General features: G+C 43.0%; 20 protein-coding genes and 4 tRNA genes. 6 read left to right on the top strand and 18 right to left on the bottom strand.

What is annotated here, in order from left to right; translation table 11 throughout:
* The first annotated feature begins 346 nt into the window (after positions 1 to 346).
* On the top strand, positions 347 to 1,621 hold the full coding sequence (locus ABZA00_RS04240) for an HlyC/CorC family transporter (RefSeq protein WP_372880894.1): 1,275 nt from the start codon (positions 347 to 349) through the stop codon (positions 1,619 to 1,621).
* Positions 1,622 to 1,669: 48 nt separating this feature from the next.
* On the opposite strand, the gene luxS is transcribed toward ABZA00_RS04240, so the two are convergent.
* The 16 genes from luxS to ABZA00_RS04160 all read right to left on the bottom strand — a co-directional run bounded on the left by luxS (position 1,670) and on the right by ABZA00_RS04160 (position 16,364).
* Entirely contained in the window at positions 1,670 to 2,179 is a 510-nt protein-coding gene (gene luxS, locus ABZA00_RS04235) for an S-ribosylhomocysteine lyase (protein ID WP_372880893.1), read from the bottom strand.
* Between the two features lie 195 nt (positions 2,180 to 2,374).
* Positions 2,375 to 2,989, bottom strand: coding sequence for a hypothetical protein (locus ABZA00_RS04230; RefSeq protein ID WP_372880892.1), 615 nt, complete (start codon positions 2,987 to 2,989; stop codon positions 2,375 to 2,377).
* A gap of 213 nt (positions 2,990 to 3,202) precedes the next feature.
* Positions 3,203 to 4,783 (bottom strand): glutamate--cysteine ligase, encoded by a 1,581-nt coding sequence (gene gshA, locus ABZA00_RS04225; protein WP_372880891.1) that lies wholly within the window; start codon positions 4,781 to 4,783, stop codon positions 3,203 to 3,205.
* A gap of 136 nt (positions 4,784 to 4,919) precedes the next feature.
* Positions 4,920 to 5,336 (bottom strand): YqaA family protein, encoded by a 417-nt coding sequence (locus ABZA00_RS04220; RefSeq protein ID WP_372880890.1) that lies wholly within the window; start codon positions 5,334 to 5,336, stop codon positions 4,920 to 4,922.
* Positions 5,337 to 5,407: 71 nt separating this feature from the next.
* Positions 5,408 to 6,514: a sodium ion-translocating decarboxylase subunit beta gene (locus ABZA00_RS04215; protein WP_372880903.1), complete on the bottom strand. Its 1,107-nt coding sequence runs from the start codon at positions 6,512 to 6,514 to the stop codon at positions 5,408 to 5,410.
* Positions 6,515 to 6,548: 34 nt separating this feature from the next.
* On the bottom strand, positions 6,549 to 8,387 hold the full coding sequence (gene oadA, locus ABZA00_RS04210) for a sodium-extruding oxaloacetate decarboxylase subunit alpha (protein ID WP_372880889.1): 1,839 nt from the start codon (positions 8,385 to 8,387) through the stop codon (positions 6,549 to 6,551).
* A gap of 10 nt (positions 8,388 to 8,397) precedes the next feature.
* Positions 8,398 to 8,661 (bottom strand): OadG family transporter subunit, encoded by a 264-nt coding sequence (locus ABZA00_RS04205; protein WP_372880888.1) that lies wholly within the window; start codon positions 8,659 to 8,661, stop codon positions 8,398 to 8,400.
* A 559-nt stretch (positions 8,662 to 9,220) separates the two neighbouring features.
* Positions 9,221 to 9,297, bottom strand: a tRNA-Arg gene (locus tag ABZA00_RS04200).
* A 77-nt stretch (positions 9,298 to 9,374) separates the two neighbouring features.
* Positions 9,375 to 9,451, bottom strand: a tRNA-Arg gene (locus tag ABZA00_RS04195).
* A gap of 61 nt (positions 9,452 to 9,512) precedes the next feature.
* A tRNA-Arg gene (locus ABZA00_RS04190) sits at positions 9,513 to 9,589 on the bottom strand.
* A gap of 18 nt (positions 9,590 to 9,607) precedes the next feature.
* Positions 9,608 to 9,700, bottom strand: a tRNA-Ser gene (locus ABZA00_RS04185).
* Positions 9,701 to 10,224: 524 nt separating this feature from the next.
* Positions 10,225 to 10,404 (bottom strand): carbon storage regulator CsrA, encoded by a 180-nt coding sequence (gene csrA / locus ABZA00_RS04180; RefSeq protein ID WP_372880887.1) that lies wholly within the window; start codon positions 10,402 to 10,404, stop codon positions 10,225 to 10,227.
* A gap of 96 nt (positions 10,405 to 10,500) precedes the next feature.
* A complete protein-coding gene (locus ABZA00_RS04175) occupies positions 10,501 to 11,733 on the bottom strand; it encodes an aspartate kinase (protein WP_372880886.1) in 1,233 nt (410 codons plus the stop codon).
* Between the two features lie 46 nt (positions 11,734 to 11,779).
* A complete protein-coding gene (gene alaS, locus ABZA00_RS04170; protein ID WP_372880885.1) occupies positions 11,780 to 14,383 on the bottom strand; it encodes an alanine--tRNA ligase in 2,604 nt (867 codons plus the stop codon).
* A 315-nt stretch (positions 14,384 to 14,698) separates the two neighbouring features.
* Positions 14,699 to 15,739: a recombinase RecA gene (gene recA / locus ABZA00_RS04165; protein ID WP_372880884.1), complete on the bottom strand. Its 1,041-nt coding sequence runs from the start codon at positions 15,737 to 15,739 to the stop codon at positions 14,699 to 14,701.
* A 136-nt stretch (positions 15,740 to 15,875) separates the two neighbouring features.
* Positions 15,876 to 16,364, bottom strand: a complete 489-nt coding sequence (locus ABZA00_RS04160) for a CinA family protein (protein ID WP_372880883.1) — start codon at positions 16,362 to 16,364, stop codon at positions 15,876 to 15,878.
* A gap of 92 nt (positions 16,365 to 16,456) precedes the next feature.
* Between ABZA00_RS04160 and mutS the strand changes: the two genes are divergently transcribed.
* Positions 16,457 to 19,027 carry a DNA mismatch repair protein MutS gene (gene mutS / locus ABZA00_RS04155; RefSeq protein ID WP_372880882.1) on the top strand — a complete coding sequence of 857 codons (2,571 nt, stop codon included), beginning with the start codon at positions 16,457 to 16,459 and terminating at the stop codon, positions 19,025 to 19,027.
* A gap of 48 nt (positions 19,028 to 19,075) precedes the next feature.
* Here mutS and ABZA00_RS04150 read toward each other — a convergent pair whose 3' ends face one another.
* A complete protein-coding gene (locus tag ABZA00_RS04150; RefSeq protein WP_372880881.1) occupies positions 19,076 to 19,648 on the bottom strand; it encodes a nucleoside triphosphate pyrophosphohydrolase family protein in 573 nt (190 codons plus the stop codon).
* Between the two features lie 199 nt (positions 19,649 to 19,847).
* Between ABZA00_RS04150 and ABZA00_RS04145 the strand changes: the two genes are divergently transcribed.
* Positions 19,848 to 21,311 (top strand): hypothetical protein, encoded by a 1,464-nt coding sequence (locus ABZA00_RS04145; protein WP_372880880.1) that lies wholly within the window; start codon positions 19,848 to 19,850, stop codon positions 21,309 to 21,311.
* Between the two features lie 82 nt (positions 21,312 to 21,393).
* Here ABZA00_RS04145 and ABZA00_RS04140 read toward each other — a convergent pair whose 3' ends face one another.
* The gene (locus ABZA00_RS04140) at positions 21,394 to 22,236 is read right to left on the bottom strand and encodes a 23S rRNA (adenine(2030)-N(6))-methyltransferase RlmJ (protein ID WP_372880879.1); all 843 of its coding nucleotides are present in this window, start codon (positions 22,234 to 22,236) and stop codon (positions 21,394 to 21,396) included.
* 241 nt (positions 22,237 to 22,477) lie between these two features.
* Here ABZA00_RS04140 and ABZA00_RS04135 point away from each other — a divergent pair, with 241 nt between their 5' ends.
* From ABZA00_RS04135 to ABZA00_RS04125, 3 genes are all read left to right on the top strand, one after another.
* The gene (locus tag ABZA00_RS04135) at positions 22,478 to 23,845 is read left to right on the top strand and encodes an MFS transporter (RefSeq protein WP_372880878.1); all 1,368 of its coding nucleotides are present in this window, start codon (positions 22,478 to 22,480) and stop codon (positions 23,843 to 23,845) included.
* A 303-nt stretch (positions 23,846 to 24,148) separates the two neighbouring features.
* Positions 24,149 to 24,724, top strand: coding sequence for a single-stranded DNA-binding protein (gene ssb, locus ABZA00_RS04130; protein WP_372880877.1), 576 nt, complete (start codon positions 24,149 to 24,151; stop codon positions 24,722 to 24,724).
* A 526-nt stretch (positions 24,725 to 25,250) separates the two neighbouring features.
* Positions 25,251 to 26,297 carry a glycosyl hydrolase family 18 protein gene (locus ABZA00_RS04125; protein ID WP_372880876.1) on the top strand — a complete coding sequence of 349 codons (1,047 nt, stop codon included), beginning with the start codon at positions 25,251 to 25,253 and terminating at the stop codon, positions 26,295 to 26,297.
* The last annotated feature ends 449 nt before the right edge of the window (positions 26,298 to 26,746 follow it).

Genomic DNA, 26,746 nt, shown 5'->3' with positions numbered 1-26,746 from the left:
CTTAACGGACAAAATCAGAGCTGCTGAGTGAATCATAAAATCGCTACTGAAAAACTTTTTACAGCATTAAAATAATCGCTTTTGTTTTATTATCATTTTTTCGCTACTATCCGATACTTAATACCAATTGGATTAATTAAATGATCTGTTTAGGCGTCAGGAAAAACAAATGAAAGCAAGGCATTGATTGCAGTAACTAGTTGTTCTAATTGCAAAATCAATAACAAAGACTAAAACGTAGTTTTATGTCTAGCTAGCATTTATTTTAACAAGCATAAATGATCAGATAATTAGTCTGATTGGCATAACACCCGTTAATTTTTTATAAAGTACAAAGAGAGGACTTTTGGACGTCATACCCACTAGTGGATTACTGATCACACTTGTAGTTTTAATTATTATTTCTGCTTATTTTTCCAGCTCAGAAACAAGCATGATGTCGTTAAACCGCTACCGTTTACGGCACCTTGCAAGAGACAAAAATAAAGTGGCAATACGCGTTGAAAAATTACTTAGCGAGCCCGACAAGCTTATCGGTCTGATCCTAATCGGTAACAATTTAGTTAATATTTTAGCGTCAGCTATCGCGACAATCGTCGGTCAGCGTTTATTTGGTGATGCAGGTATTGCCATCGCAACCGGTGTTCTTACATTAGTTATTTTGATTTTTGCTGAAATTACGCCAAAAACGCTCGCCGTTCTTTATCCAGAAAAAATTGCTTTTCCAAGTTCGTTTATATTACGCCCGCTGCAGAAGTTTCTCAGCCCTCTGGTGTGGTTAATCAATGGGATTTCCAATACCCTCCTGCGCATCTTCGGGGTAAACGTCAACCACCAGGATGATCAGGCCCTAAACAGTGATGAATTACGCTCAGTCGTCAATGAAGCAGGCACCATGATTCCTGAACATCACCAGCAGATGCTGCTCAGTATTCTCGAGCTGGAGCAGGTCACTGTTGATGAAATAATGATCCCGCGTAATGAAATAGCAGCAATCGACATTAATCAGGATTGGGAAACCATTCTCAAACAGTTACAGCATCGCACCCATACTATGACCCTTTTATACCGGGATACCATTGATGATGCGATAGGTTTTGTGCATGCCCGGGATTCCCTGCTTATATTATTAAAAGAAGACTTTAACAAAACGACCCTGTTGCGCAGCGTAAGAAGTTTATATTTTATTCCGGAAGGCACCCCCTTAAATACACAACTTATTAAATTCCAGCATAACAAGGAACGTATCGGTTTGGTCGTGGATGAATATGGGGATATCCAGGGATTAGTCACACTGGCGGATATTTTAGAAGAGATTGTCGGTGACTTTACGACGACTCAGGAGCCGCATAGTTCGCAGGAAATTTACAAACAAAAAGATAACTCTTTTATTATTGAAGGTAGCCTGGGCATTCGCGATATCAATAAAGAGATGGGCTGGAAGTTACCAACGGACGGCCCCCGCACTCTGAACGGCTTGATTTTAGAACACCTGGAAGAGATCCCCAAAGGCAGCATCAGTGCGCGAATCTGCGGTTACCCGATGGAAATCTTAGAGGTGGAAAATAACATGGTGAAGCTGGTTAAGGTGATGCCCCACCTGTATAAAGAGTTTAGCTAAGTAGTCGTGCATTTTCGAGATACGAGCCGTCGTCTGACGGCTGATACCTTACAGCTGTTTCAAACGCTCTTCACTTAATGCGATATTTTCATTTTTATTGATACCTATACCGGCATTGATGATCGCCTGCGCAATCTCTTTGGCTTCGCTCAGAGAGTGCATTTGATAAGTACCACACTGATATTCATTTAATTCGGGAATATCATTTTGTGATTTTACCGCTAACACGTCATGCATTGCAGCTATCCACGCATCTCCGACCTGAGATTCAGTAGGCGCGCCTATTAAGCTCATATAAAAGCCTGTACGGCAGCCCATTGGAGAGATATCAATAATTTCAACCTGATCTGAATTCAAATGGTCACGCATAAACCCGGCGAAAAGATGCTCAAGCGTATGAATTCCCTTTTCTGACAAAATATCTTTGTTAGGCGCAGTAAAACGCAAATCAAAAACAGTGATGGTATCTTTACCCGGGGTCTGCATTTTTTTGGCAATGCGTACAGCAGGCGCCTGCATAATAGTATGATCGACGGTAAAACTGTCTAATAATGGCATGTTTGTTCCTTTCTTCGAGTAATAATTAAGATCGTTTATCGTTGCTATTGGTTGTTATTATAGCCAAGCTCATTGCAGATACAGATTCAACGGGCTTGGGTATAAAAACTACTTTTATCTTCTGCAGAACACGCGTGTTGCTTTCATTGCTCTACAGGTATACCTGACAACATATTAAGCGGAAAGATAGCCTGTTCAGGCGAAAAATAATCGCCACAACCAACCAGCATCTAAATCATCCTGGCACCCCCGCAGCTGCGTTACATATTTTTTAGAGCGTTGCTCAACTCGCCGGGAGACTTTAATTAGCCAGGATTTATTGTTGTAGCTCTTTCTCCGGTATCCCCCCCAGCCCTCGTGATAATTCAGGTACTGCCCGTAAGCATCCCATTTGGAGACACCGTTTATTTTATGGGTTTTATAAGTGAACCATCCCATAAAATCAATTGCGTCAGCAAAGTCATCACGGCTGGACCAGTTATTACCGGTTTCACGCTGATAATCATTCCAGGTCATGGTTTTGGCTTGAGCATAGCCATAGGCATCACTTGCTCTGCCGACAGGAATGAACCAGAAATACTGCATCGGGGGGGCCGCATTATGTTTGAAACCACTCTCCTGATACATCATCGCAATGGGCACATGGATCGGGGTTCCCCATTTTTCATTCATCTCTTTAGAAGCATAATACCAGCTTCTATTTTCCGTAAAAATAGCGCAAATATTATCAGGATTTTTCGGAGGAGGGGTGGCACAAGAAGTTAATATTAAGGAGCCAATAAGATAGCTTACTGTTTTTTTTATCTTCATTTAGCTTATCCCCAAAAGAGCAGTCTTCATTAACTAATCATTATAATAACATTTTTATAACGTCATAGTCTCATCTGTCCGAGTCTGTTGATTGTCGAAATGGCTTAAACAGCGGGAAGTGCGGACAAGCCATCCTATAGGGCTAATCCCCCCAAACGGGTAAAAATAAAGCCTCCGTGGAGGCTTTAATACCCAAATTACCTGGGTAGCGGCTTATTTTTTTTCTGCATTCAAGAAATATTGCTGCAGATATGCGTCAAAATTAAGCACGTCACTTTCTTCGATATGCTGCTGTTTCTGAATAGAAATAATTTTTTCATTTTCAAAAAAAGCATCAGACCAAAGTTGATACCCCTGTTCTACCAACTCTTTTTTATAAGTTTTCGATAGACTCAAAGCCAGTGGGCCATTATCTGAATAGCTGTCCTTGATTATCTTTAAAATCCGCGCCGAACTGGTGAGTTCGGGAGAGGCAAAACGTGGTGCAATATGACCGATAGCATTCTGATAACGCTGTGAAACACTTTTATTATCCATTACAACCGCTAACTCTTTTAACTGTCCAGTTATCCACTCTCCCCACTGCGCCACATTTTGCTCTGTGCCGTCAATTTCCAGCATCAGATCCGGCAAACGTCCCTGAGTGACCACTTTATTTAAGTTAGCTGAAAAGTGCTGTGATTGCGCATGGGAAATATCTTCTGAGGGGATTATTGCACACCAGGTAAGAAACAGATCTAAAAAGTTAACCTGCTCTTCTGTTATACCCACCTTGGAAAACGGATTAACATCTAAGGAACGAATTTCAATATACTCAATTCCTCGCGCATTCAATGCCTGTGAGGGGGTCTCACCTCTTTCCTGTACGCGCTTTGCGCGAATTGAGGCATACAGTTCATTCTCGATTTGTAATATATTATCGTTTAATTGGACATATTGATTATTTTCTTTAATGCCTAACCGGGTAAATTGAGGCGTTTTCTGATGTAAAGCGGTTCGCACTGAGCTTAGGTAATTATCCAGGCTGTTATAACAAACCTTAAGCGCAGATTGAGCACTATTTGTATACCCTAAGTCACTCATACGCAGCGAGGTGGCATAGGGTAAATAAACGGTGCCTTTACCCGTTTCAGCAAAGTCAAAGGCAGTTTTTTTACCCTGTAAAAATGATTTACACAGCGCAGGCGATGCACCAAACAGGTAAGGGATCACCCAGCCAAAGCGCAGATAATTTCGAATAAGCCCCATATAACCGGCAGACTGTGCTTCTTTTCCACTTAGCGGGGATTGCTGCGCCTCAGCCCAGGCTCCCCAAAAAGCCTCAGGCAATGAAAAATTATAATGCACACCGGCGATTACCTGCATCATACTGCCATAACGATTTTTTAATCCCTGACGGTACGCGGTTTTCATTTTTCCAACATTCGATGAGCCATATTGCGCCAGTTCAATTGAGTCTTGATCATCAACAAAACAAGGCATACTGATTGGCCATAATGTTTCATTGTTTTCTAAATTTTTAGCAGCGTAATGGTGAACATCGTTTAAATAAGCAAACAACTGATCGACATCTTTAGCAACCGGGGTAATAAATTCTAACAGGCTTTCAGCATAATCCGTGGTGATAGTACTGTGGCATAAAGCACTGCCGAAAGCATCGGGATGCCCATTTTTCGATAGCCCTCCATCGCTGGTCACGCGCAATGCTTCGCGCTCAACACCCCGGCCAAAACCGATAAGAGATTGAGATTGTTGTTCAAAAATAGCCAAACGTTGCTTAAAATTCAGGGACAAGAGCTTACCTTTTGAAATAACGAAAAGAGGTAGGAGAGTACCTTAATACAGACACTATTGACAAGTTCAAAAGTCATCATGGTTGAAAAATACACATTGTTTGCCCGCCATAGATTCCTGATAAGATAAAATCCGTTCAGATTAAAGATAATGTACTGATAATAATCACTGCATAACGTAATGCTTTGCCGACTGCAATTAATACAATCGAAGTTAATATCGGGGTTTTTAACCAGCCCGCTGCGAGAGGAATAAAATCACCAATAACAGGTAGCCAGCTTAATAGTAAAGCCCATACACCATATCGTTGGCAAAACCGCCAGGTTTTTAAATAACGAAATTTTGCTTTCTCTTGTCCCCAGGATAAATACCCGGCCAAAAAATAGGTGAGCACAGCCCCTGAACCGTTCCCTATGGTTACCGCACAAAAATACCAGTAGAGATTATCCGGATTGTTTTGCAGATAATAGATAAGTAATAATTCAGAACCGCCGGGAAACAGGGTCGCAGAAACGAAACTGCTAAGCAGCAAAACAGTTAATTCAGAGTACAAACTAAAAGACCTTTAAGCAAAAAAGGCCGCTTTTTAGGCGGCCTGCAAAAATCAACTTTATAAAAAAGAAGTTAACCTACAAGCGCCAACAGCACACCCGCCGCAACGGCACTTCCAAGTACCCCGGCAACGTTAGGCCCCATCGCATGCATTAACAAGAAGTTATGAGGGTTTGCTTCTAAACCAACCTTATTAGCCACACGTGCAGCCATTGGTACTGCGGAAACACCTGCCGCACCAATTAACGGATTGATCTTAGTTTTTGAGAATTTACCCATCAGTTTAGCCATCATAACACCCGATGCAGTACCGATAGAAAAGGCAACAGCACCCAAAGCTAAAATACCTAGGGTTTCAATATTTAAGAATTTGTCAGCGGATAACTTTGAACCAACCCCTAAGCCTAAAAATATCGTGACTATATTGATAAGTTCATTTTGCGCAGTACTGCTTAAACGTTCTACAACACCAGATTCACGCATTAAGTTACCTAAACAGAACATCCCAATCAGAGGCGTTGCTGCCGGTAAGAACAAAATCGTCATTAATAACACAGCCAGAGGGAAAACTACTTTTTCCTTCTTACTAACCGGACGTAATTGTTCCATTTTAATTTCACGTTCAGCTGGTGTTGTTAAAGCGCGCATAATCGGCGGCTGGATCAGCGGTACCAGTGCCATATATGAATATGCGGCAACGGCAATGGGGCCAAGCAGATCCGGCGCCAGCTTAGATGCCAGGAAGATAGCTGTCGGACCATCAGCTCCGCCGATAATGGCAATCGCTGAAGCGTCCTGCAGGCTAAATTCAAAACCCGGCAGTAAATTGAGTATAATTGCGCCAAACAATGTAGCAAAAATACCAAACTGAGCAGCGGCGCCTAAGAACAAGGTTTTAGGGTTCGCAATTAAGGCGCCAAAATCGGTTAGTGCTCCAACGCCCATAAAAATAATGAGCGGAAAAATACCCGTTTCTATGCCCACATGGTATATGTAATAAAGTATGCCACCTTCGTCGTTAAAGCCCGCATTGGGTATATTGGCCAGAATTGCACCAAAACCAATGGGTAATAATAACAAAGGTTCAAACTTACGTACTATCGCCAGGTATAATAATAAACAACCGACAGCAATCATGAGCAGATCAGGCAGCGTAAAATGCGCAATACCTGTATCCATCCAAAGTGTTGTTAATCCATCCACTTTATATTCCTTAAGCTATTTTAAACAGGGCTTCACCCACTGCAACTGAAGTACCTTCTTTAACAAAAACGGCTCGTACCACACCTGATTTTGGTGCGCGAATCTCTGTTTCCATCTTCATCGCTTCCATTATCAGTAACACATCGCCCTCTTCCACCTCTTCACCTTCCCGGACAAGTATTTTAAAGATATTACCCGCTAATGGTGCAGGTAATTCTTCACCAGCGCCAGTAGCTGCCGGTGCCGCTGTTGCCTGCGCGGGCGCTGCGGCTGCTGGTGAAGCGGGTGCTGGTGAAGCGGGTGCAGCTGACACTCCGGTAATACTACCTTCAGGGCCAACCTGGACTTTGAATAATTGCCCGTCAACCGCAACAGAATAGGTTTCCACACCACCTTGTTGCGCTTTAGCAGGTGCAGTTGGCGCTGCAGGTTTAAGATCGTCAGCGCTTGGTACCGGCTCAAAAGCATCAGGATTATTACGATTTTCTAAGAACTTAAGCCCGATTTCAGGAAATAAAGCATAGATCAAGGCGTCATCGATCTCATCTTTAGCGACATTAATTCCCTTGTCCGTGGCCAGCTTTTTAAACTCCGTCTGAATATGCTGCATTTCCGGCTTAATGTTATCGGCCGGACGGCAGGTAATAGCTTTCCCGCCCGCTAATACTTTCGCCTGCAGTTCTGCATTGACCGGTGCAGGTGTCGCACCATATTCACCTTTAAGCACACCGGCAGTTTCTTTGGTGATATTTTTATAACGCTCACCCATCAATACATTAATAACCGCTTGTGTGCCGACAATCTGGGAAGTCGGGGTAACCAATGGAATATAACCAAGATCTTTACGCACAGCGGTGATCTCTTCCAGTACGGCATCCATCTTATCGGCAGCGCCCTGCTGCTTAAGCTGACTTTCCATATTGGTTAACATGCCGCCGGGTACCTGAGCAATCAGGATACGTGGATCCACCCCTTTTAATTCACCTTCAAATTTAACATATTTTTTACGCACTTCCCGGAAGTAAGCTGATATTTCAGCGAGTTTATGCAGATCTAAGCCGGTATCACGAGCCTGACCTTCCACAATTGAAACAAGCGTTTCTGTCGGGGTATGTCCGTAGGTCATCGACATCGAAGAAATAGCAGAATCAATAATATCAACACCGGCATCAATAGCTTTTTGATGCGTTGCGATACTCAAGCCCGTTGTCGCATGGCAATGCAGAGCAAGCGGAATATTGGTGCTGGCTTTAATTTTAGTAATCAGTTCGTCGGCGACATAAGGCTTTAATAAACCCGCCATATCTTTAATACATAACGAATGACAGCCCATATCTTCAAGGCGTTTTGCCATATCAACCCAGTTATCAACAGAGTGAACAGGGCTGGTGGTATAAGAGATAGCGCCTTGCGCATGTGCGCCAATTTTAACCGCAGATTTGATCGCTGTTTCAAAGTTACGCACGTCATTCATCGCGTCAAAGATACGGAAAACATCAACGCCGTTGGTATGTGCACGCTCTACAAATTTTTCAACTACATCATCCGCATAATGACGGTAACCTAACAGGTTTTGACCGCGTAATAACATCTGCTGGGGTGTATTAGGCATTGCAGCCTTCAAAGCGCGCAGGCGATCCCACGGGTCTTCCCCCAAAAAGCGGATACAGGAGTCAAAGGTCGCACCGCCCCATGTTTCCAAAGACCAGAAACCAATTTTATCTAACTTCTCCGCAATCGGCAGCATATCGTCGATACGCATACGCGTTGCAAATAGTGATTGGTGTGCATCACGCAGGACAACTTCTGTTATTGCCAGAGGCTTAGATTTATTTACTTTCTCTTTCATTTTTCATTCCCTATTGTGCAGTCTTAGTTTTGTGATATTGATGCACAGCCGCAGTGATGGCTGTAATTATCTTAGGATTTATTGCAGATGTTTCAGAAAGGGGTATTACGGGTCTCGCTTGAGCCGTTTTTTTTTCCGGTACGGGAGGATCTGCAGGCAGATATTTTGCGATCAGATTGACCGCAATCATCAATAAACCTAAAAACAAAAATACGAAGGCCATTCCTAAACCGAGCAATTCTAATCCGGTTAGTAATAACGTAAAAACATCCATAGCTCTTTATCCTTTTTTACACTGATCTGGTAGGTGCATTTCCATAAACAACTTACAATGAATAAATATTCATAAACAAATCTTATAAAGCTCTTAACCTCTTGATTAAAATAAAAAACACTACATCCAAGTGCATTAAACAGCACTTAAAAAGCATACCAGTGTACTTTTATTTATTTACAATGTGAAGTATATAGAATGATTAGTTTAAACCCTGAACAGTAGGACAGAAAAATATATTTTATAAAAAGAGAGGTATAACGCAAAAAAAGACAGGATAAGTGCAAAAAGAAGGTAATTATACCAAACCGATTAATTAAATGATCTGTTTAGGCATAAGGAAAAATGCATGAAAGCACCACATTTATTGCAGTAACTATTTGTTCTAAATAAATAAAAAAGAATAAAACGTGGTTTTATGTCTAGCTAGCATTTATTTTAGCAGGCATAAATGATCAGGTAATTAGTCAGGTTGGTATTAGCTTTTAAATAAGCAGTTAGACATTACAAACAGATTAGTTTTTACCTAAGAATAAAACAATATAGGGGAAATTTAAGATGGTGCGGGTGAAGGGATTCGAACCCCTGACCGCCTGGTTCGTAGCCAGGTACTCTATCCAGCTGAGCTACACCCGCATAGTGCATAATATTAATCAGTTAATATTATAAAGCCCTTAAAAACAAAAAACTTACCTAAGTAAGCTTATAAAGAATGGTGCGGGTGAAGGGATTCGAACCCCTGACCGCCTGGTTCGTAGCCAGGTACTCTATCCAGCTGAGCTACACCCGCCGCGATATTCTTTTGTTTTTAATATTCGATTCTTAGTGCTCACCATCTTATGCAAAAAAAATGGTGCGGGTGAAGGGATTCGAACCCCTGACCGCCTGGTTCGTAGCCAGGTACTCTATCCAGCTGAGCTACACCCGCCTTAAGAATCTACAAGAATGGCGGTGGAGGAGAGATTCGAACTCTCGAACAGGCTATAAACCCGTTACTCCCTTAGCAGGGGAGCGCCTTCGGCCACTCGGCCACTCCACCGTCGTCTTGTGGCGCACATAATACTGTCTTCTAAAAACAAGTCAAACATTTTTTAACAACTGATTTCCGTTTGTCTATTTATCAGGCACTTTTGCTCTTTTTACCCGTCAAAGCCAAATTTATTGGCAATCTGATGACTTAAATGTTCTATTTGGGAGAAGGAAAAATGGATGGAAGCAGAGCATGGACAGCAGCAACGAGATCATTGTTTTAATTCACAAAATCTAATGGAGCGATTTTGAACAGCTTTGGCTGGTCATAAGGTAGCGAAGAGCCAGGATGTTCTTAAGCAAATAATAACACAGACTAAAAACGTAGTTTTAGATCCAACTAAATACGCGTAGATAAGCCGTAGGATTGATATTAACAACAATATACCATCAGGAATAAAAACGTAGTTTTAGATCCAACTAAATAAGCGTAGATAACCAGTAGGATTGATATTAACAACAATATACCATCAATATACCATCAGGCATAAAAAAAGAGCCCTAAGGCCCTTTTGTTGAATATATAAAAGTAATTTATTCTTCGGCGCTTTTTTCAGCTTGAATACGCATATAAATTTCTTCGCGATGAACCGATACTTCTTTCGGTGCGTTTACACCAATTCTGACTTGATTACCTTTTACACCCAAAACCGTAACCGTAACGCTATCGCCTATCATCAGAGTTTCACCAACTCGACGTGTTAATATAAGCATATCCTGCTCCTGTAAGAATTAATCTATCCGTTTGAACTAAGTATGGACCAATGCACAGTAAAAAGAGAAATAATTTACTGTGCAACATCGCAAAATTTATTTTTCTTCTGCCGGCTCATTTTCCAATTCAAATGCTTTATGCAGTGCCCGAACGGCAAGTTCAAGGTACTTACTGTCAACCAGCACTGATATTTTTATTTCTGACGTTGCAATCTGGTGGATATTGATACCTTCCTGTCCCAGTGTTTCAAACATTGTTTTGGCAACACCAGGATGATTCCACATACCAACACCAACGACAGAGACTTTTGCTATTTCATTGTTCCCTTGAACATTATCAGCTTGTAATGAGACACAAACCTTCTCTAATAGTTCCTTGGTTTTCTCATAATCATCACGATGTACGGTAAAAGTAAAGTCTGTTTTGCCATTACCCACAGTATTCTGCACTATCATATCAATATCGATATTCGCTTCACCGATAGGCGAAAGAATTTGCGCAGCAACCGTAGGTTGATCAGGCACACCCGACAAGGTTAAACGGGCTTCATCACGATTAAACGCAATACCGGAGATAACAGGAGATTCCATTTTATTTTCCTCATAACTGATTAATGTGCCGCCACCATCTTTAAAGCTTGACAGAACACGAAGTGGGACATTGTATTTCCCTGCAAACTCGACCGAACGAATTTGTAAAACTTTAGCGCCTAAACTTGCCATTTCCAGCATTTCTTCAAAGGTAATGCTGTCTAAGCGGCGCGCATGAGGCTCAACACGCGGATCTGTGGTATAAACACCATCCACATCCGTATAGATTTGACATTCATCCGCTTTTAACGCGGCAGCAATGGCTACCGCCGAGGTATCTGAGCCACCACGGCCTAAGGTAGTAATATCATTGCTTTCTGAACGCCCCTGGAAGCCGGCGACAACCACCACCCGTCCAAGTTTTAAATGCTCTTTAAGATTGTCAGTTTCAACATCTAAAATACGTGCTTTACTATGACTTGAATCTGTTTTCAGGCGGATTTGATCGCCTGTCATTGAGACAGCATCAATCCCCAAATCATGTAATGCCATTGATAAAAGTGCAATGGTAGTTTGCTCCCCCGTTGTTAATAGCACATCCATTTCCCGAGGGCTTGGGTTAGGTGTTATCTCTTTTGCAAGCGCAATCATCCGATTGGTCTCACCCGACATCGCAGACAAAACCACCACAACATCATGACCGTTTTCTTTTGTTGCTTTAACTTTTTCAGCAACTATTTTTATGCGCTCAACGTTACCTACCGAGGTTCCGCCATATTTTTGAACTAATAATGCCATCGTTATTTCTCATCTATACAAGCTATTTACATAGCGGGGCTATCTATTACAAACGCTCTTTTAACCAGGGAGCAACTAATGCCAGTGCATCGGCTAAAGCAGCTGGATTATTACCACCGGCCATAGCCATATCCGGACGACCACCGCCCTTACCACCAACAGGAGCTGCAACCAGATTCACCAAATCGCCTGCTTTGACTTTTTTGGTTAAATCTTTTGTCACACCGGCAATCAGACTGACCTTATCATCAGCTACAGCAGTTGCTAAAACAACAATACCGGATTGCAGTTTATTCTTCATTTCATCAACACTGTCGCGCAGTGATTTAGGATCGACGCCTTCAATATTGGCAATAATCACTTTCACGCCGTTAATCTCAATGGCATTATCTGTCAGACTAGAGCCTGCGGCACTGGCAATTTTAGCTTTCAGCTGGGCAACTTCTTTTTCCAGCTGCTTAGTACGGTCGAGCACCTGCCCGATTTTTTCGCCAAGTGAAAGTGGATCACCTTTCACCAGCGAGCAGGCTTTCTCTACTTCTCCAAACATATCGCTAATCAACTGTCCGGCGGCACTACCGACGGATGCTTCAATACGGCGAACACCCGCAGCGATACCTGACTCAGAGCGAATCAACAACATCCCCATATCGCCGGTGCGACGGGTATGCGTACCACCACAAAGTTCAGTTGAGAAATCGCCCATCTGTACAACACGCACCATTTCATCATATTTTTCACCGAACAGCGCCATTGCACCCGATGATTTTGCTTCTTCAATATCCATTAATTTAGTAACAACTTCAAAATTATTACGAATGGCTTGATTGACCAGTACAGTAACCTGACGTAGCGTATCTGAAGATAGCGCTTCAAAATGAGAGAAGTCAAAACGCAGTTTATCAGCATCCACCAGTGAACCTTTCTGTGTTACATGCTCACCTAAAACCTGACGTAAAGCGGCATGCAGCAGATGTGTCGCAGAATGGTGCAGGGCAATCGATTTACGACGCTGTGCATCAACTTGCGCATGCACTTTTTCATTCAGCGTTAATGCACCGCTGCTGACGAAACCGCTGTGTAAAAAAGCGTCTCCCGACCTTTGTGTATCGGTAACGACAAACGCACCATTCTTAAAAATCAACTCACCGGTATCGCCCGACTGACCGCCTGATTCAGCATAAAATGGAGTTTGAGACAGAACTACCTGGCCTTTATCGCCTTCTTTTAAGGAGTCAACAAAAGCACCATCGGATACCAGCTTAGTGACTGTTGCTGCGCCTTCCAGCGTTTCATAACCGGTAAATTCAGTGTGTTGTTCAAATTTAAGAATATTGCTGTAGTCAGTGCCAAAGTTATTGGCCTGTTGTGCACGGGTGCGCTGTTCAGCCATCGCTTTATCGAAGCCGGCCTGATCTATGGTTAACTCCCGTTCACGGGCAATATCAGCGGTTAAATCGGCAGGGAAACCGTATGTATCATACAGTTTGAAAACCACTTCACCGGGGATAACCGTTCCTTCAAGCGCATCTAATTCGTTATCTAATATCTGCAGGCCACGATCCAGGGTTTTAGCGAACTGCTCTTCTTCCAAACGTAATATTTTTTCTACAAACTGACGTTGTTTTATCAGCTCAGGGTAAGCTTCACCCATCTGGTTAACTAACTCTTCATAAATTTTGAAGAAGAAAACATCCGTTGCACCCAATTTATTACCGTGGCGTACAGCCCGACGGATAATACGACGCAATACATAGCCGCGACCTTCATTAGAAGGCATTACGCCATCGGCGATCAGAAAACCGCATGAACGGATATGATCGGCAACGACGCGTAATGACTTGTCTTGCAGATCCTTGCAGCCTGTTACTGCGGCTACTTTTTTGATCAGGGCCTGGAAAAGATCAATATCGTAGTTGGAATGACCATTCTGCAGAATGGCAGAAATTCGTTCCAGCCCCATCCCGGTATCGACGGAAGGTTTTGGTAAATTTTCCATGGTGCCGTCGGCATGGCGATTGAACTGCATGAATACCAGATTCCAGATTTCGATATAACGATCGCCATCCTCTTCCGGTGTTCCCGGAGGCCCACCCCAAATGTGTTCACCATGGTCATAAAAGATTTCACTACAAGGACCGCATGGTCCTGTATCACCCATCGACCAGAAGTTATCTTTCGCACCGATCCGCGATACACGCGCAGGATCCACACCGATCTCTTCTATCCAGATTTTTTCAGCTTCCAGATCCTCATCAAATACCGTTACCCATAACTTTTCTTTTGGCAGTTTCAACTCAAGGGTTAAATATTCCCACGCAAAAGCAATCGCATCCCGTTTGAAATAATCGCCGAAGCTGAAGCTTCCCAACATCTCAAAAAATGTATGATGGCGGGCGGTGTAGCCAACATTGTCTAAATCGTTATGTTTTCCTCCAGCACGCACGCAGCGTTGGCTGGATGTTGCTCTTGTATAAGCTCTTTTTTCAGTACCAAGAAAGGTATCCTTAAATTGATTCATCCCGGCATTAGTAAATAACAGGGTTGGATCATTGTCCGGCACAAGTGAGCTACTGCTTACACTTTGGTGGCCTTTCTTAGCAAAGAAATCGAGAAATCCCTGACGAATTTCAGCAGTCGATTTGATCATAAGTTATTCCATGTAAAGTATCTGTCCGGTAATTTTATGGGAGCATAAAAAAATGGCAAATTAGTTAAAAATAAATGTTCTTTAATATAACATGCCGCTTGAAAAGGGGAAAGTAGCTAAATAATTGTTCACAAGCGTTTTATAATTTCGCGAAGCTGGTGTTTTTATCAAATTTTTATCTTTTGACAAAATCACCGTGGAGAAGCTGGTGCCGTGTTCGCCGGGTGGCATACGTAATAGGAAAGCGTGCTGCTCTAAGAGGAGAAAAGGCGTGATATTTCACGCCTTTTTTATTTGGGTCTGTGTTATCAGTTATTAAACTTCTTCAGCTGCTGAAGTTTTTTCTACCGCAATGACTTTAGGTAATAAAGAGTCGCGAATTTTCGCTTCCAGCTCTTCCGCAATAGTTGGATTTTCCTGCAGGAAGTTACTTGCATTGCTCTTTCCCTGACCAATTTTGGTACCATTATAAGCGTACCAGGAACCGGATTTTTCAACCAGATCCTGTTTAACACCCAAATCAATCAGCTCACCGAAGTGGTTAATACCTTCACCGTATAGAATCTGAAACTCAGCTTGTTTAAACGGTGGTGACACTTTATTTTTAACCACCTTAACACGCGTTTCATTACCAATGATCTCTTCACCGTTTTTAATCGAGCCGATACGACGAATATCCAACCGAACAGATGCATAGAATTTAAGTGCATTACCACCCGTAGTGGTTTCCGGGTTACCGAACATAACGCCAATTTTCATCCGGATTTGGTTAATGAAGATAACCAGGCAATTAGTCTGTTTAATATTACCGGTTAATTTACGTAATGCCTGGGACATCAAACGGGCCTGCAGACCCATATGTGAATCACCCATCTCGCCTTCAATTTCAGCTTTTGGCGTTAACGCTGCCACGGAGTCGATAATCACCACATTTACCGCACCGGAGCGCACTAACATATCGCAAATCTCTAATGCTTGTTCGCCGGTATCAGGTTGAGAAATCAGTAAGTTATCTGTATCAACACCCAATTTTTTAGCATATAGCGGATCCAGAGCATGCTCTGCATCAATAAAGGCACAGGTCTTACCCATTTTTTGTGCTTCAGCAATTACCTGTAGCGTTAATGTTGTTTTACCTGAGCTTTCAGGCCCATAAATTTCAACAACTCGTCCGAATGGTAAACCACCTATACCTAATGCCACATCCAGACTGAGAGAGCCAGTTGAAACAGATTCAATTTCCATCATCGCCGCCGCACCATCACCTAAACGCATGATCGAACCTTTACCGAATTGTTTTTCGATTTGTCCAAGCGCTGCAGCCAATGCTTTTTCTTTGTTTTTATCCTGACTCATTTTCTCTCCAGATTTGTGTTATCGCTGCTGTATACCCTCTCAGCATATAAGCTCAAGTATACTGTTGATTTAAACAGTATCAAGTGCTTTTTTTATTTTTATTACTAAGCCAATACAATCAATGTATTAAGTTTTTTTAAATAGCTTCGATTAAACCCAGCAACGCAAGTCGTATCGCCTGGGTTCTGACGTCGGAGCGATCCCCGCTAAACAGATATGTTTCGGTTTTACAGGCTGAATGCGCGTTATACCAGGAGATGCAAACTGTACCCACTGGTTTCTCTGCTGTGCCGCCATCGGGGCCGGCAATACCACTGATGGCTACGGCAATATCGGCATCAGAATGGGTTACCGCGCCAATGGCCATCTCTTCCACCACCGGCTCCGAAACCGCACCAAAGGCTTTAATCACTAACGCCTCAACACCTAACATCTGTATTTTCGCTTCATTGCTATAGGTGACAAAACCACGATCAAACCACTGTGAACTTCCAGAAATCTCAGTAATAGCGTATGCTACTCCACCGCCAGTACAGGATTCAGCGGTTGCTGCAACTAACCCAGCTTTGCTGAGTTTATCACCTAAGACTTGCGCTAATTCTTGAACGGTTTTTTCAGTGAACATAAGTTTTCTCCAACGGACATCCAATACAATTGGAAATACAAATTCAAGTGTTCTTATAATATCAAAGTTATCATCTATTAAGTGTATTCATTATGACTCTAAGTGCGCAACAATTACAACAACATACGCCAATGATGCAGCAATTCTTGAGCATCAAAAACGAAGTGCCGGACACCCTTCTTTTCTACCGAATGGGTGACTTTTATGAATTGTTTTTTGATGACGCACGCAAGGCTTCACAGCTGCTGGGTATTTCTTTAACCCAGCGCGGCAAGACCGGCGGCAATGCCATTCCCATGGCCGGTGTTCCATACCATAGTGTAGAAGGCTATTTAGCAAAATTGATTGAAATGGGTGAATCCATTGCAATTTGTGAGCAAATAGGTGATCCAGCTACCTCCAAAGGGCCGGTGGAACGCAAATTGGTGCGCATTATCACCCCGGGTACTGTGACCGATGAAGCGTTACTGAATGACCGCCAGGACAATTTATTGTGCTCTGTCTATCAATTGCAAAACACCTTTGGTATTGCGTCGTTAGATATTGGCAGCGGCCGTTTTATTATTAATCAGTTTCAACACAGTGAAACCCTGCAGGCTGAATTACAGCGTCTTAATCCTGCCGAGCTTTTGTATCCGGAAAATTTTGAACATATTGATTTAATTGACCATCTACAAACCATCCGCCGCCGCCCGGAGTGGGAATTTGAACTTGCCACCAGCAAGCAAATATTAAATCAGCAGTTTGCTACCAAAGATTTAATCGGCTTTGGTGTGGAAAAAGCCGAGGTTGCGCTGTGTGCAGCAGGCGCATTGCTGCAGTATATTAAAGATACACAACGTACCAGTTTACCGCATATCCAATCTATCAAGTTAGAGCAGAGCATTGATAGTGTGATTTTAGATGCGGCAACACGCAAAAACTTAGAGCTGACCCAGAATCTTTCCGGTGGAAGTGAAAACACACTGGCGGAGGTGCTCGACTATACCGTTACACCAATGGGCAGCCGGCTGTTAAAACGCTGGATCCATCAGCCTATCCGTAATTTTAATGTGCTGACTTACCGGCAAACCATGATCCAGACATTAATTGACCAGGATCTCTGCGCTGCACTGGCGGAGCCGTTAAAGCAGATTGGCGATGTGGAACGGGTAATTGCCCGTTTAGCCCTGCGCTCTGCACGGCCGCGCGATTTAACCCGTCTGCGTACCGCTTTTTCATTATTACCTGAGCTACAGCATCTGGTCGCAGAAATGCCGCAGCAGCTGGTCGGCAAACTTTGTAAAGAGATGGGCTCATATCCGGAGTTATTGACCTTATTGGAAAAAGCCGTCATAGATAATCCACCGGTCATTATTCGTGACGGCGGTGTCATTGCGGAGGGCTATAACGAGGAGTTAGATCAGTGGCGCAATCTGGCAAAAGGTGCTACTGATTTTCTTGAGCAGCTTGAAATTCGCGAGCGCAAAGCAACCGGGATCAGCACCTTAAAAGTCGGCTATAACCGCGTGCACGGTTATTACATAGAAACCAGCCGTTCCCAATCAGATATGGTACCGGCTCATTATATCCGCCGCCAGACCCTTAAAAATACTGAACGTTATATTATTGCCGAGCTGAAAGAGCATGAAGATAAAGTACTCTCCAGTCAGGGCAAGGCCCTCGCCCTGGAGAAAAAACTTTATGAGCAGTTAATCGATCTGTTATTACCGCATCTGCAAAACCTGCAGTATACCGCGCAGGCCCTGGCGGAGTTAGATGTGCTGAATAACCTCGCTGAAAGGGCTGTTACTCTGAATTACGTGCGTCCCGTACTGCAGGCTGAAAATGGAATAGAGATCCAGGAAGGCCGTCACCCGGTAGTTGAGCAGGTCAGCAAAACCCCCTTTATTGCCAATCCAATTGCCCTTAATGAGCAGCGTCGGATGCTCATTATTACCGGCCCGAATATGGGCGGTAAATCAACCTATATGCGCCAGGTTGCCCTGATGGTTTTAATGGCGCATATCGGCAGCTTTATCCCTGCTCAAAGCGCAAAGATAGGCCCGGTGGATCGTATTTTCACCCGTATTGGTGCCTCAGATGACCTGGCCAGCGGACGTTCAACCTTTATGGTGGAAATGACAGAAACGGCAAATATATTACACAATGCCACTAAAAACAGTCTGGTATTGATGGATGAGATCGGACGGGGAACCAGTACCTTTGACGGTTTGTCTCTGGCCTGGGCATGCGCAGAACAATTGGCCAGGAAAATCCAGGCCTACACCCTTTTTGCGACCCATTATTTTGAACTGACCAGTTTGCCTGAAACTATTCCTGAGTTGGTCAATATCCACCTGGATGCCGTTGAACATGGTGACGGTATTGCTTTTTTGCATGCAGTACAGGAAGGCGCAGCCAACAAAAGTTACGGTTTGCAGGTTGCGGCGTTAGCCGGCGTGCCCAAAGAGGTAGTGAGTAATGCCAAACGAAAATTACAGCAGTTGGAGTTAGGCTCACAATCTAAAACGGATATGCCGCAAACACCATTGCAAACAAGCTTAGCTTATGAACAGCCACAGACTAATGAAGCATTATCTTTATTGGAAAGTATCGACCCGGACGATTTAACACCCAAAAAAGCCCTTGAATTAATCTATTTATTAAAAGAGCGCGCTTAAAGGTTAACACTACGCACCACAAGTGAGCTGTGATGCGTAGTCTGTGAATCACACCAATTGCGCTAAATCTGCCGGACGGTAATAAACGGATTTTAATACCTTGCCCTGACGGATTAGCTTACCCGAGAGCTGCACATCGCAGGCACACTTGGCGATAATAAAATCCCCTTTAATGCTGTCCACCAGCTCAATGCCCTGCTTGGCGTAAAATGCCTGTGTTTCCTGATATTCCTGCGCGTTGCGGCAGACTTTACTCATATTGCTGGAATGCACCTCATCCCAGCAGGGCAGGAAGTTAATTTCAAGGTGTTTGGCGACGTTTAAAAACAGATCAATCAGATAACTGATCTCTATATTGTTATTAACCTGTGTCGCGCCGAGGTGCACCAGGCGCCCCATCAAAACATAGACACTGTCAACGATCGCATCCGCCTGTTCAATTTTACAGTCAGCCTGAGCCAGCTCGGTTAACTCTTCGATGATCAAAGAGGTATGCAGCGCATCTGCCTGCACATCTAATGATTCAAGATCATCACAGGGCAGATCAAAAGTCTGGCGGAACTGATAAATATCGGCGTATAAGTGATCATAAAGCGGTTGCGTTAATAAAGAGAGTTTCATGGAGTAAACCTTAATAGCAAAAGACCGGATCTTAACAATAAAATAGTAAAAATGAGATGATTTAAAAAAACATCTCGAATTTAAATTGCAGCCATTTATACTTGTATTTAGGGTAACGGAGGGAGCAACAACTGCCCGTAATGCCGGCAGTGTTAATTTAATTCGGTAACATTAATAATCATCAACATGGGTGGAATAATTGGGTAAAATAAGCCTTAAACAAGACGATCGTCTCTCTATCAAACTGACTCACCAGTTACGCCAGGGTGAGTTCCGGCGAATTGATGTTTATTTTTCTCTGCCCAAAGAGATGAGTATTAATAAAAATACCCTTTCTGAGACGGATTATTTTAATGCGGCGGTCCAGTCACGCAGTGCTTATTTTACTGAAGGGCTGCATTTACCGATATTACACAGCCGCTTTGCCAGACGTATGAAACGTTCCCCCGAGGAATATAAAAACCATCTTAATCTGTTTGCCTATCAATATATCGCCGCACTTGATACCGATATTCAGGAAACGCTTAATATCGATGATAGCAACGGCTTACGTAATTTTTACGACGCAGCGCAGGATATTGCCAATCACAGTATTACGATTTTAACCAAAAACCGCAGCCATGCCCCTAAAAAAGACAGCCTGGCGGCAATTTTTGAGAACGTGGATAATTACTTATCCTGGTATACTGAGCAGGCAATATTAGGCATGTTGGTCAAAAAACCACGACTATCTGAGTTTTCTGAAGAGCGTCTCGCGTTATTACGGCTTTGTGAAAACGAAAACCTGTACCGCAAAGAAAAAAAATATAACTCTCAGGCAACACTTAACGATGCCAACCGCATTGCTAATAAGATGCACTTATTACGCCGTTTAATTGAATACGGTGTAATTTTTAAAAGTGACACAGAGGTCTTAGGCAATATCACCCGTAAAATTGTTACCGGTGTCGCAACAGCATTAATAATGAGTGTGGTGCTGGTACTGATTATCAAAACTCAGGGCGCTTTCAGTACCCTGACCTCTTTGATGATTTTTATCCTCGCCATTATTTACGGGGTACGGGAAGTTTTCAAAGATGATTTTAAAAATATGCTCTGGCAGTGGATCCGCAAAGGCAAGGCGAAATGGGCAACGACATTAACCGATCCGACCAGTCGGGAGGAGATAGCAAAGCAGAAAATATGGCTGGATTATACCAAAACAGGCAACCTGCCGCCGCAGACGCAGGAGTTATTGGCAAAACGTCATATGCAGAATAAGCAAAGCGCGGAGCTGTTACATTTCCGCTGTGAAAACAAAATATTCCGTAACGGGTTTCAACCGGGTTACAACACGTTGGAAGAAACTATTATTTTCAGTTTTCTGCCTTTTGCACGCTATTTAGAGCGCGGCAGCGGTAAGGTATATGAACAAAATGCCCCATCGGCAAATAAAGAAAAAATTAAAACCACCTCCATCGAACGCCGCTACCAGATAAATATTGTGGTCGCAGTGAATCAGGGGGAATACCGGGAGGAATTTGAACGTTATCGAATAACCCTGAACCGTTCCGGTATTATCGAGGTTGAAAAAGCAGGCGAATCAATCCTACAGGACGAGCCGGACACAGATCGTTATTCTAAATTAAGAAGCTTATTACATATTAAAAAACGCCGTCGCTGAAAAGAGCCGGCGCCGCATCTTGAGTATATCCCGCAACTGAAAGAGGCAGCGCAGCCTCTTTCAGTTGCTTTGGTATCCCCTGTTATTCGCTAACTAGAGTCTCAATACGGTAAAAGCCCTGATCATCTTCACCCAACAGCTCCGCTAAAAAGGGTAATGATTCCTGCATCTCTTTGTTTAATGTCCAGGGCGGATTAATCACAATCATACCACTGGAAGTCATACCGATTTGCTCCGAGTCTGAGCGAATCCCCAATTCAAAGAGCTGAATATTTTTAATGCCTGACGCTATTAACGCTTTTTCCATTTTATTTATAGTGGCGCGGTTAACCACCGGATACCATAGCGCATAAGTGCCTGTTGCAAAACGTTTAACCGCCTGGATTAACGTTTCAACCACGCTCTGGTATTCCGTTTTAATTTCATAGGATGGATCGATCAGCATAAAACCGCGGCGTTCAACAGGCGGCATATTCGCGATAAGCCCTTTTAACCCATCACTTTTGGACATCTGAATTTTCCGGTTTCCGGAAAAATTCTTGCTCATATTGATAAATTCATTAGGGTGCAGTTCAAATAAACTTAAGCGGTCAATTGGACGTAACATCTGCACGGCAATGCTCGGTGAGCCGGGGTAATAGTGCAATTGACTCTGTGCATTAAATTCCACCACCTGCTCCATATAACGCGCCACGGGAGCAGGCAGATCTTTGCGCCCCCATAACGGCACAATCCCGTTATTAAACTCCTGGGTTTTTAATGCTTCCGGTGAATTTAACGCATAAGCGCCGCAACCTGCATGTGTATCGAGATAAAAGAACGCTTTCTCTTTTTTGAGCATATAGTCAAGAATCGATGTTGCGACAGTGTGCTTTAACACATCTGCAAAATTACCTGCATGAAAAGAATGGCGATAGCTAAGCACAAAAAACTCCAAAAATATAAATGGGATAAGCCGCGCAGTATATACCCAAACCAGTGCAAGATACAGGTGCAGAAGACCGCCTGGACGGCACAAAAAAGGCAGCCTGTTCAGATTAACTATGCCCTGCCCTCCTTCCTTTTATAGCTGTCCTCGATAAATAAAAATATCTGAATATGCGCGCGTTCATGTTATTATTGGCGACTAATTTATTTTCACCTACAGCCTAAAAAATGGATGTTCAATGCAGTCTGACGCCCTAAATCCCCTGGAAAAACGCACCGCTATTTCACTTTCTGTGGTTTTTGCATTACGTATGTTAGGTCTATTTATGATCATGCCGATCTTTGCCATTTACGGGCAGGATCTTATCGGTTACTCACCAATCTGGGTAGGCTTTGCCATTGGTGCCTACGGGTTGACCCAGGCATTATTACAAATTCCCGCCGGTATGCTGTCAGACAAGTTTGGCCGTCGTCCGGTTATTTTTACGGGCTTAATTATTTTTGCCATAGGTAGCCTGATAGCAGCATGCTCAGAAACTGTTTATGGCGTGACTGCCGGACGGGCAATTCAAGGTGCGGGCGCTATTGCCAGTGCGGTATTAGCCCTGGCAGCTGATGTTACCCGGGAGGAGCAGCGCCCTAAGGCAATGGCTATGATTGGTGTCAGTATTGGTATTGCCTTTGCAGTCGCCATGGTGGCAGGTCCGGTTCTGGCGCCGCTGATCGGTTTACAGGGTTTGTTCTTTATTACCGCAGCCGGCGCGCTGGCAGGTATTGCGATCGTCCATTTTGTGGTGCCCCATGTGGTCAGCAAAGCTCCCAAAGGCGAAACCATTGCCATCCCGGCGTTATTGGGCAAACTGGCGAAAGATCCGCAACTACTGCGTCTGGATTGCGGTATTTTTATTCTGCACATGGCGCTCACGGCGATGTTTGTTGTTTTGCCTTTACAGCTGCAGGATATGCATTTACCGGCAGCGCAACATTGGCACTTATATTTACCGGCATTATTAATTTCATTTATTTTAATTATACCTATGCTGATTATTGCAGCCCGTAAACATATGAATAAACAGTTCTATCTGTTTGCAATTTTGTTAATGACCATCAGTTTAATCGCAATGTCTCTTAATTCTCAATCACTTATATTGATGTTTATTTTTATCTTACTGTATTTTACCGCTTTTAATTTTTTAGAAGCATCATTACCCGCATTTATATCAATGCTTTCTCCTGCAGGTGCGAAAGGCAGTGCCATGGGGATCTATAGCATGGCGCAGTTTTTTGGTGCTTTTTTTGGTGGTATTATAGGTGGATTTTCCTATAAACTACTTGGCAGTAGCGGCTTGTTTTTATTTTTAGCCGGGTTAATGATGGTTTGGTTTTTCATCTCAACGGGCATGCATAATCCGAGTAAAGTGCGCACCCATACCATTACAGCATTAATAAAAGATGAAAATCATGCGCAGTTGATAACTGAGCAACTAATCACTCTGGATGGTGTCTTAGAAGTAGTAATTATCATTGAAGAACAAACAGTTTATATTAAAGTAAATAACCAAGTCTTTGCACTGAAAAAAGCGAAAGAAATTTTAGCAAACACTTAATCGATACCCAAACTACTTGAAGATGCAGATTCAGAGTTTCGCCCGGACGCTAGAACAAGGCGTAACATGATGAGAATGGTTATTCCTTTTTCAAGTGTTACAACGCAGTGCTAGCTTTCGGGCGAATCACCCGAAGGGCAAGGCGATAAACAATGTTCTTCGTTGTTAGAATGCTTTGATTTAGAATAACTAGATCATCAGCCTTCTGCCTAGAATAACATCATTTATCGTCTTGCTGATTCCTGCAGCTTCAAGTAATTTGGGTATACACATATATCATTTAGCAGTAAGCGGAGCAAAAACATGTTTAACCGAAGTGTAAACAAAGTCGTATTAGTCGGCAATTTAGGTAAAGATCCGGAAATGCGTTATATGCCGAATGGCGGCGCAGTAGCAAACTTAACATTAGCAACAACAGAAAGCTGGAAAGATAAACAAACCGGCGAACGTAAAGATAAAACAGAATGGCACCGCCTGACAGTATTTAATCGTCTGGGTGAAATGTGCGGTGAATATCTTAAAAAAGGTGCAAAAATTTACGTTGAAGGTAAATTGCAGACACGTAAATGGCAGGGGCAGGACGGGCAGGATCGTTATACAACAGAAATCGTTGTTGCTGAAATCCAACTGCTCGATTCACGTAATTCAGCGCAAACCGATGCACCAGCTTATCAGGGTAACGCTCCACAGGCTAGCCAAGCGCCGCAACAAAGCTGGGGTAATGCACCGCAACAGCCACCCGCGCAGCAGCAAAAACCGCAAATGGCACCTGCTTATCAACCACAAACTCCAGCACCACGTCCGCAGGCACCACAGCCGCAGGCACCGAGTCAATATAATGAACCGTCAATGGATTTTGACGACGACATTCCGTTCTAGATTCTATATATTCTGTTGATTAAAATCATTAAAGGTCTGTTTTGCAGACCTTTTTCATATTTCCATCACCACCTTTTAAAAAGAGTATAGCCAATAACTACTGGTCTGCATGACAACCTGAGACACATACGAAATATTTCTTAGCCGATTATTCCACGGAAAACCATACCCGACCAGTAAATCATCATTTTCCGTTTGATGAGCAGAATTTTCAGCTTTCCACATTTCCTGCACACTTTTCTTATACACTTATATACTCATGATACTCCAGGAGGCAAAGTCAAAGTATTTTGAAGTAACATGGGTATAACCTTATCATTAACAACTGCAGCTGTAGCGCGTAAAGAACTGAGCCGCGTATGGCAAAAAAATCAATCTTGCTTAAGTTCGATGGTTTAAAATATTCATGCTGTCAGCTTAACTTAGAGATAACAGGTAAATGCTATTATGTTGTATACCCAAGCTACTTCAAGATGTAATTTATTGCACTGGGTATAGACACTACTTGAATAATTGGAGCGTTTTTGTGGGTGAATTATTAAGGTATTCCAGAGTGTTCCTGCTTTGTTGGATAACAATCGGCAGTTTAACAGCTTGTAATACTATCGTTGATGTCATCCTGGACGGTACATCTGATAGTGACTGTGGTAGGGATGATAGCAGCGTTACGTTTAAGAAAGTTGCCTATTGGGATAGTGATGATATGACCGATATTGATGTCGTAGATTACGATCAGCTGACCCATCTTATTTATGGTTATTTACAAGTGAACGCCGATGGCAGCCTGGTTGATTTTGATGAGAGTGAAGAAAACGATTTTACAGAGATGATTTCTTATGCACAATCAGAGGGCGTTGAAGTACTGGTTTCCATTGGGGGGACGGATGCTGGCACCAGCAGTTTCCGCACTATTGCCGGATCCTCGTCCCTGACCAATACATTTGTCGCTAATGTAATAGATTTTCTTGAATACTATGACTTGCAAGGTGCGGATTTAAACTGGCAAACGCCGCAAAGTGACGCACAGGGAGAACTCTTTGAAAAGCTGATCGAGGAGCTTTCTGCTGAATTATGGGGTAACGGTTATTTACTGACGGCCTCTCTGGCTTCAGGCGAAGATGAGGATATTGCAGATGTTATCGACAGCTCAGTATTCGATTATATTGATTTTGCCAATATCAGAGCCTTTGATTCAGAAGATAGTGACGACCTGCATTCTTCTGTGGCAGATGCACAAAACGCAGTTGATTACTGGACGGGACGCTGTTTAGTCCAAAATAAGCTGGTATTAGGTATCCCCTTTTACTCGGCCGGGGATGCGGTTGAGAGTTACAACGACATTGTCGAAGACGATCCTGATAATGCCTGTGTTGATGAAACGGCCTATAATGGCAATGATATTAATTACAATGGCATAACCACCGTTATCGAAAAAACGGAATATGCGATGGACCATACGGGCGGTATTATGATCCAGTCCCTGCAGCAGGATGCCTATGACAACAGTGACTACCTGCTATTAAATGTTATAGATAAAACAGAGTCTGGTAATGGGGTCGATATTTGTAACTAACTGATAGTATTTAAGCGGATTACAGAGGCTGTAATAAAAACCGGGAGCTATTCAGCACTACTGTACGCCACAGAAAGCACCGTGAAGGCAGAGCAATAATTTAAATAATTATATCTTATCTTTCTCGGGGGGCAGGATTCCTGCAGTTAAAGGTTAAATTTAATAACCTTAGTATTCCGCCCTTGACGGCGTATGAACTCTGAGAAACCGAAACGAAGTTTCGCAGTTCGAAAAAGCCATGCTCTTTGCTCAGCCAAAGAAAACGGATCACACGAAGCTTATACCAATTCCGTTAATTAGATGATCTATTTAGGCGCAGGAAAAATGGATGAAAGCAAGGCATTGATTGCAGTAACTAGTTGTTCTAATTACACAAAATCGTATGGAACGATTTTGAACAGCTTTAGCTGGCCACAAAGTGGTGAAGAACAGGACGTTCTGAATCAAAT

It is taken from the genome of Psychromonas sp. (assembly GCF_041586535.1).
GTDB lineage: Bacteria > Pseudomonadota > Gammaproteobacteria > Enterobacterales > Psychromonadaceae > Psychromonas.
This window is presented reverse-complemented; position numbering and strand designations above follow the sequence as displayed.

Bases quoted from the DNA above. Each gene is read 5' to 3' on its own strand.
- luxS (WP_372880893.1), bottom strand. From the start codon at position 2,179: ATGCCATTATTAGACAGTTTTACCGTCGATCATACTATTATGCAGGCG.
- ABZA00_RS04230 (WP_372880892.1), bottom strand. From the start codon at position 2,989: ATGAAGATAAAAAAAACAGTAAGCTATCTTATTGGCTCCTTAATATTA.
- ABZA00_RS04215 (WP_372880903.1), bottom strand. From the start codon at position 6,514: ATGGATACAGGTATTGCGCATTTTACGCTGCCTGATCTGCTCATGATT.
- oadA (WP_372880889.1), bottom strand. From the start codon at position 8,387: ATGAAAGAGAAAGTAAATAAATCTAAGCCTCTGGCAATAACAGAAGTT.
- ABZA00_RS04205 (WP_372880888.1), bottom strand. From the start codon at position 8,661: ATGGATGTTTTTACGTTATTACTAACCGGATTAGAATTGCTCGGTTTA.
- csrA (WP_372880887.1), bottom strand. From the start codon at position 10,404: ATGCTTATATTAACACGTCGAGTTGGTGAAACTCTGATGATAGGCGAT.
- ABZA00_RS04175 (WP_372880886.1), bottom strand. From the start codon at position 11,733: ATGGCATTATTAGTTCAAAAATATGGCGGAACCTCGGTAGGTAACGTT.
- alaS (WP_372880885.1), bottom strand. From the start codon at position 14,383: ATGATCAAATCGACTGCTGAAATTCGTCAGGGATTTCTCGATTTCTTT.
- recA (WP_372880884.1), bottom strand. From the start codon at position 15,739: ATGAGTCAGGATAAAAACAAAGAAAAAGCATTGGCTGCAGCGCTTGGA.
- ABZA00_RS04160 (WP_372880883.1), bottom strand. From the start codon at position 16,364: ATGTTCACTGAAAAAACCGTTCAAGAATTAGCGCAAGTCTTAGGTGAT.
- mutS (WP_372880882.1), top strand. From the start codon at position 16,457: ATGACTCTAAGTGCGCAACAATTACAACAACATACGCCAATGATGCAG.
- ABZA00_RS04150 (WP_372880881.1), bottom strand. From the start codon at position 19,648: ATGAAACTCTCTTTATTAACGCAACCGCTTTATGATCACTTATACGCC.
- ABZA00_RS04135 (WP_372880878.1), top strand. From the start codon at position 22,478: ATGCAGTCTGACGCCCTAAATCCCCTGGAAAAACGCACCGCTATTTCA.
- ssb (WP_372880877.1), top strand. From the start codon at position 24,149: ATGTTTAACCGAAGTGTAAACAAAGTCGTATTAGTCGGCAATTTAGGT.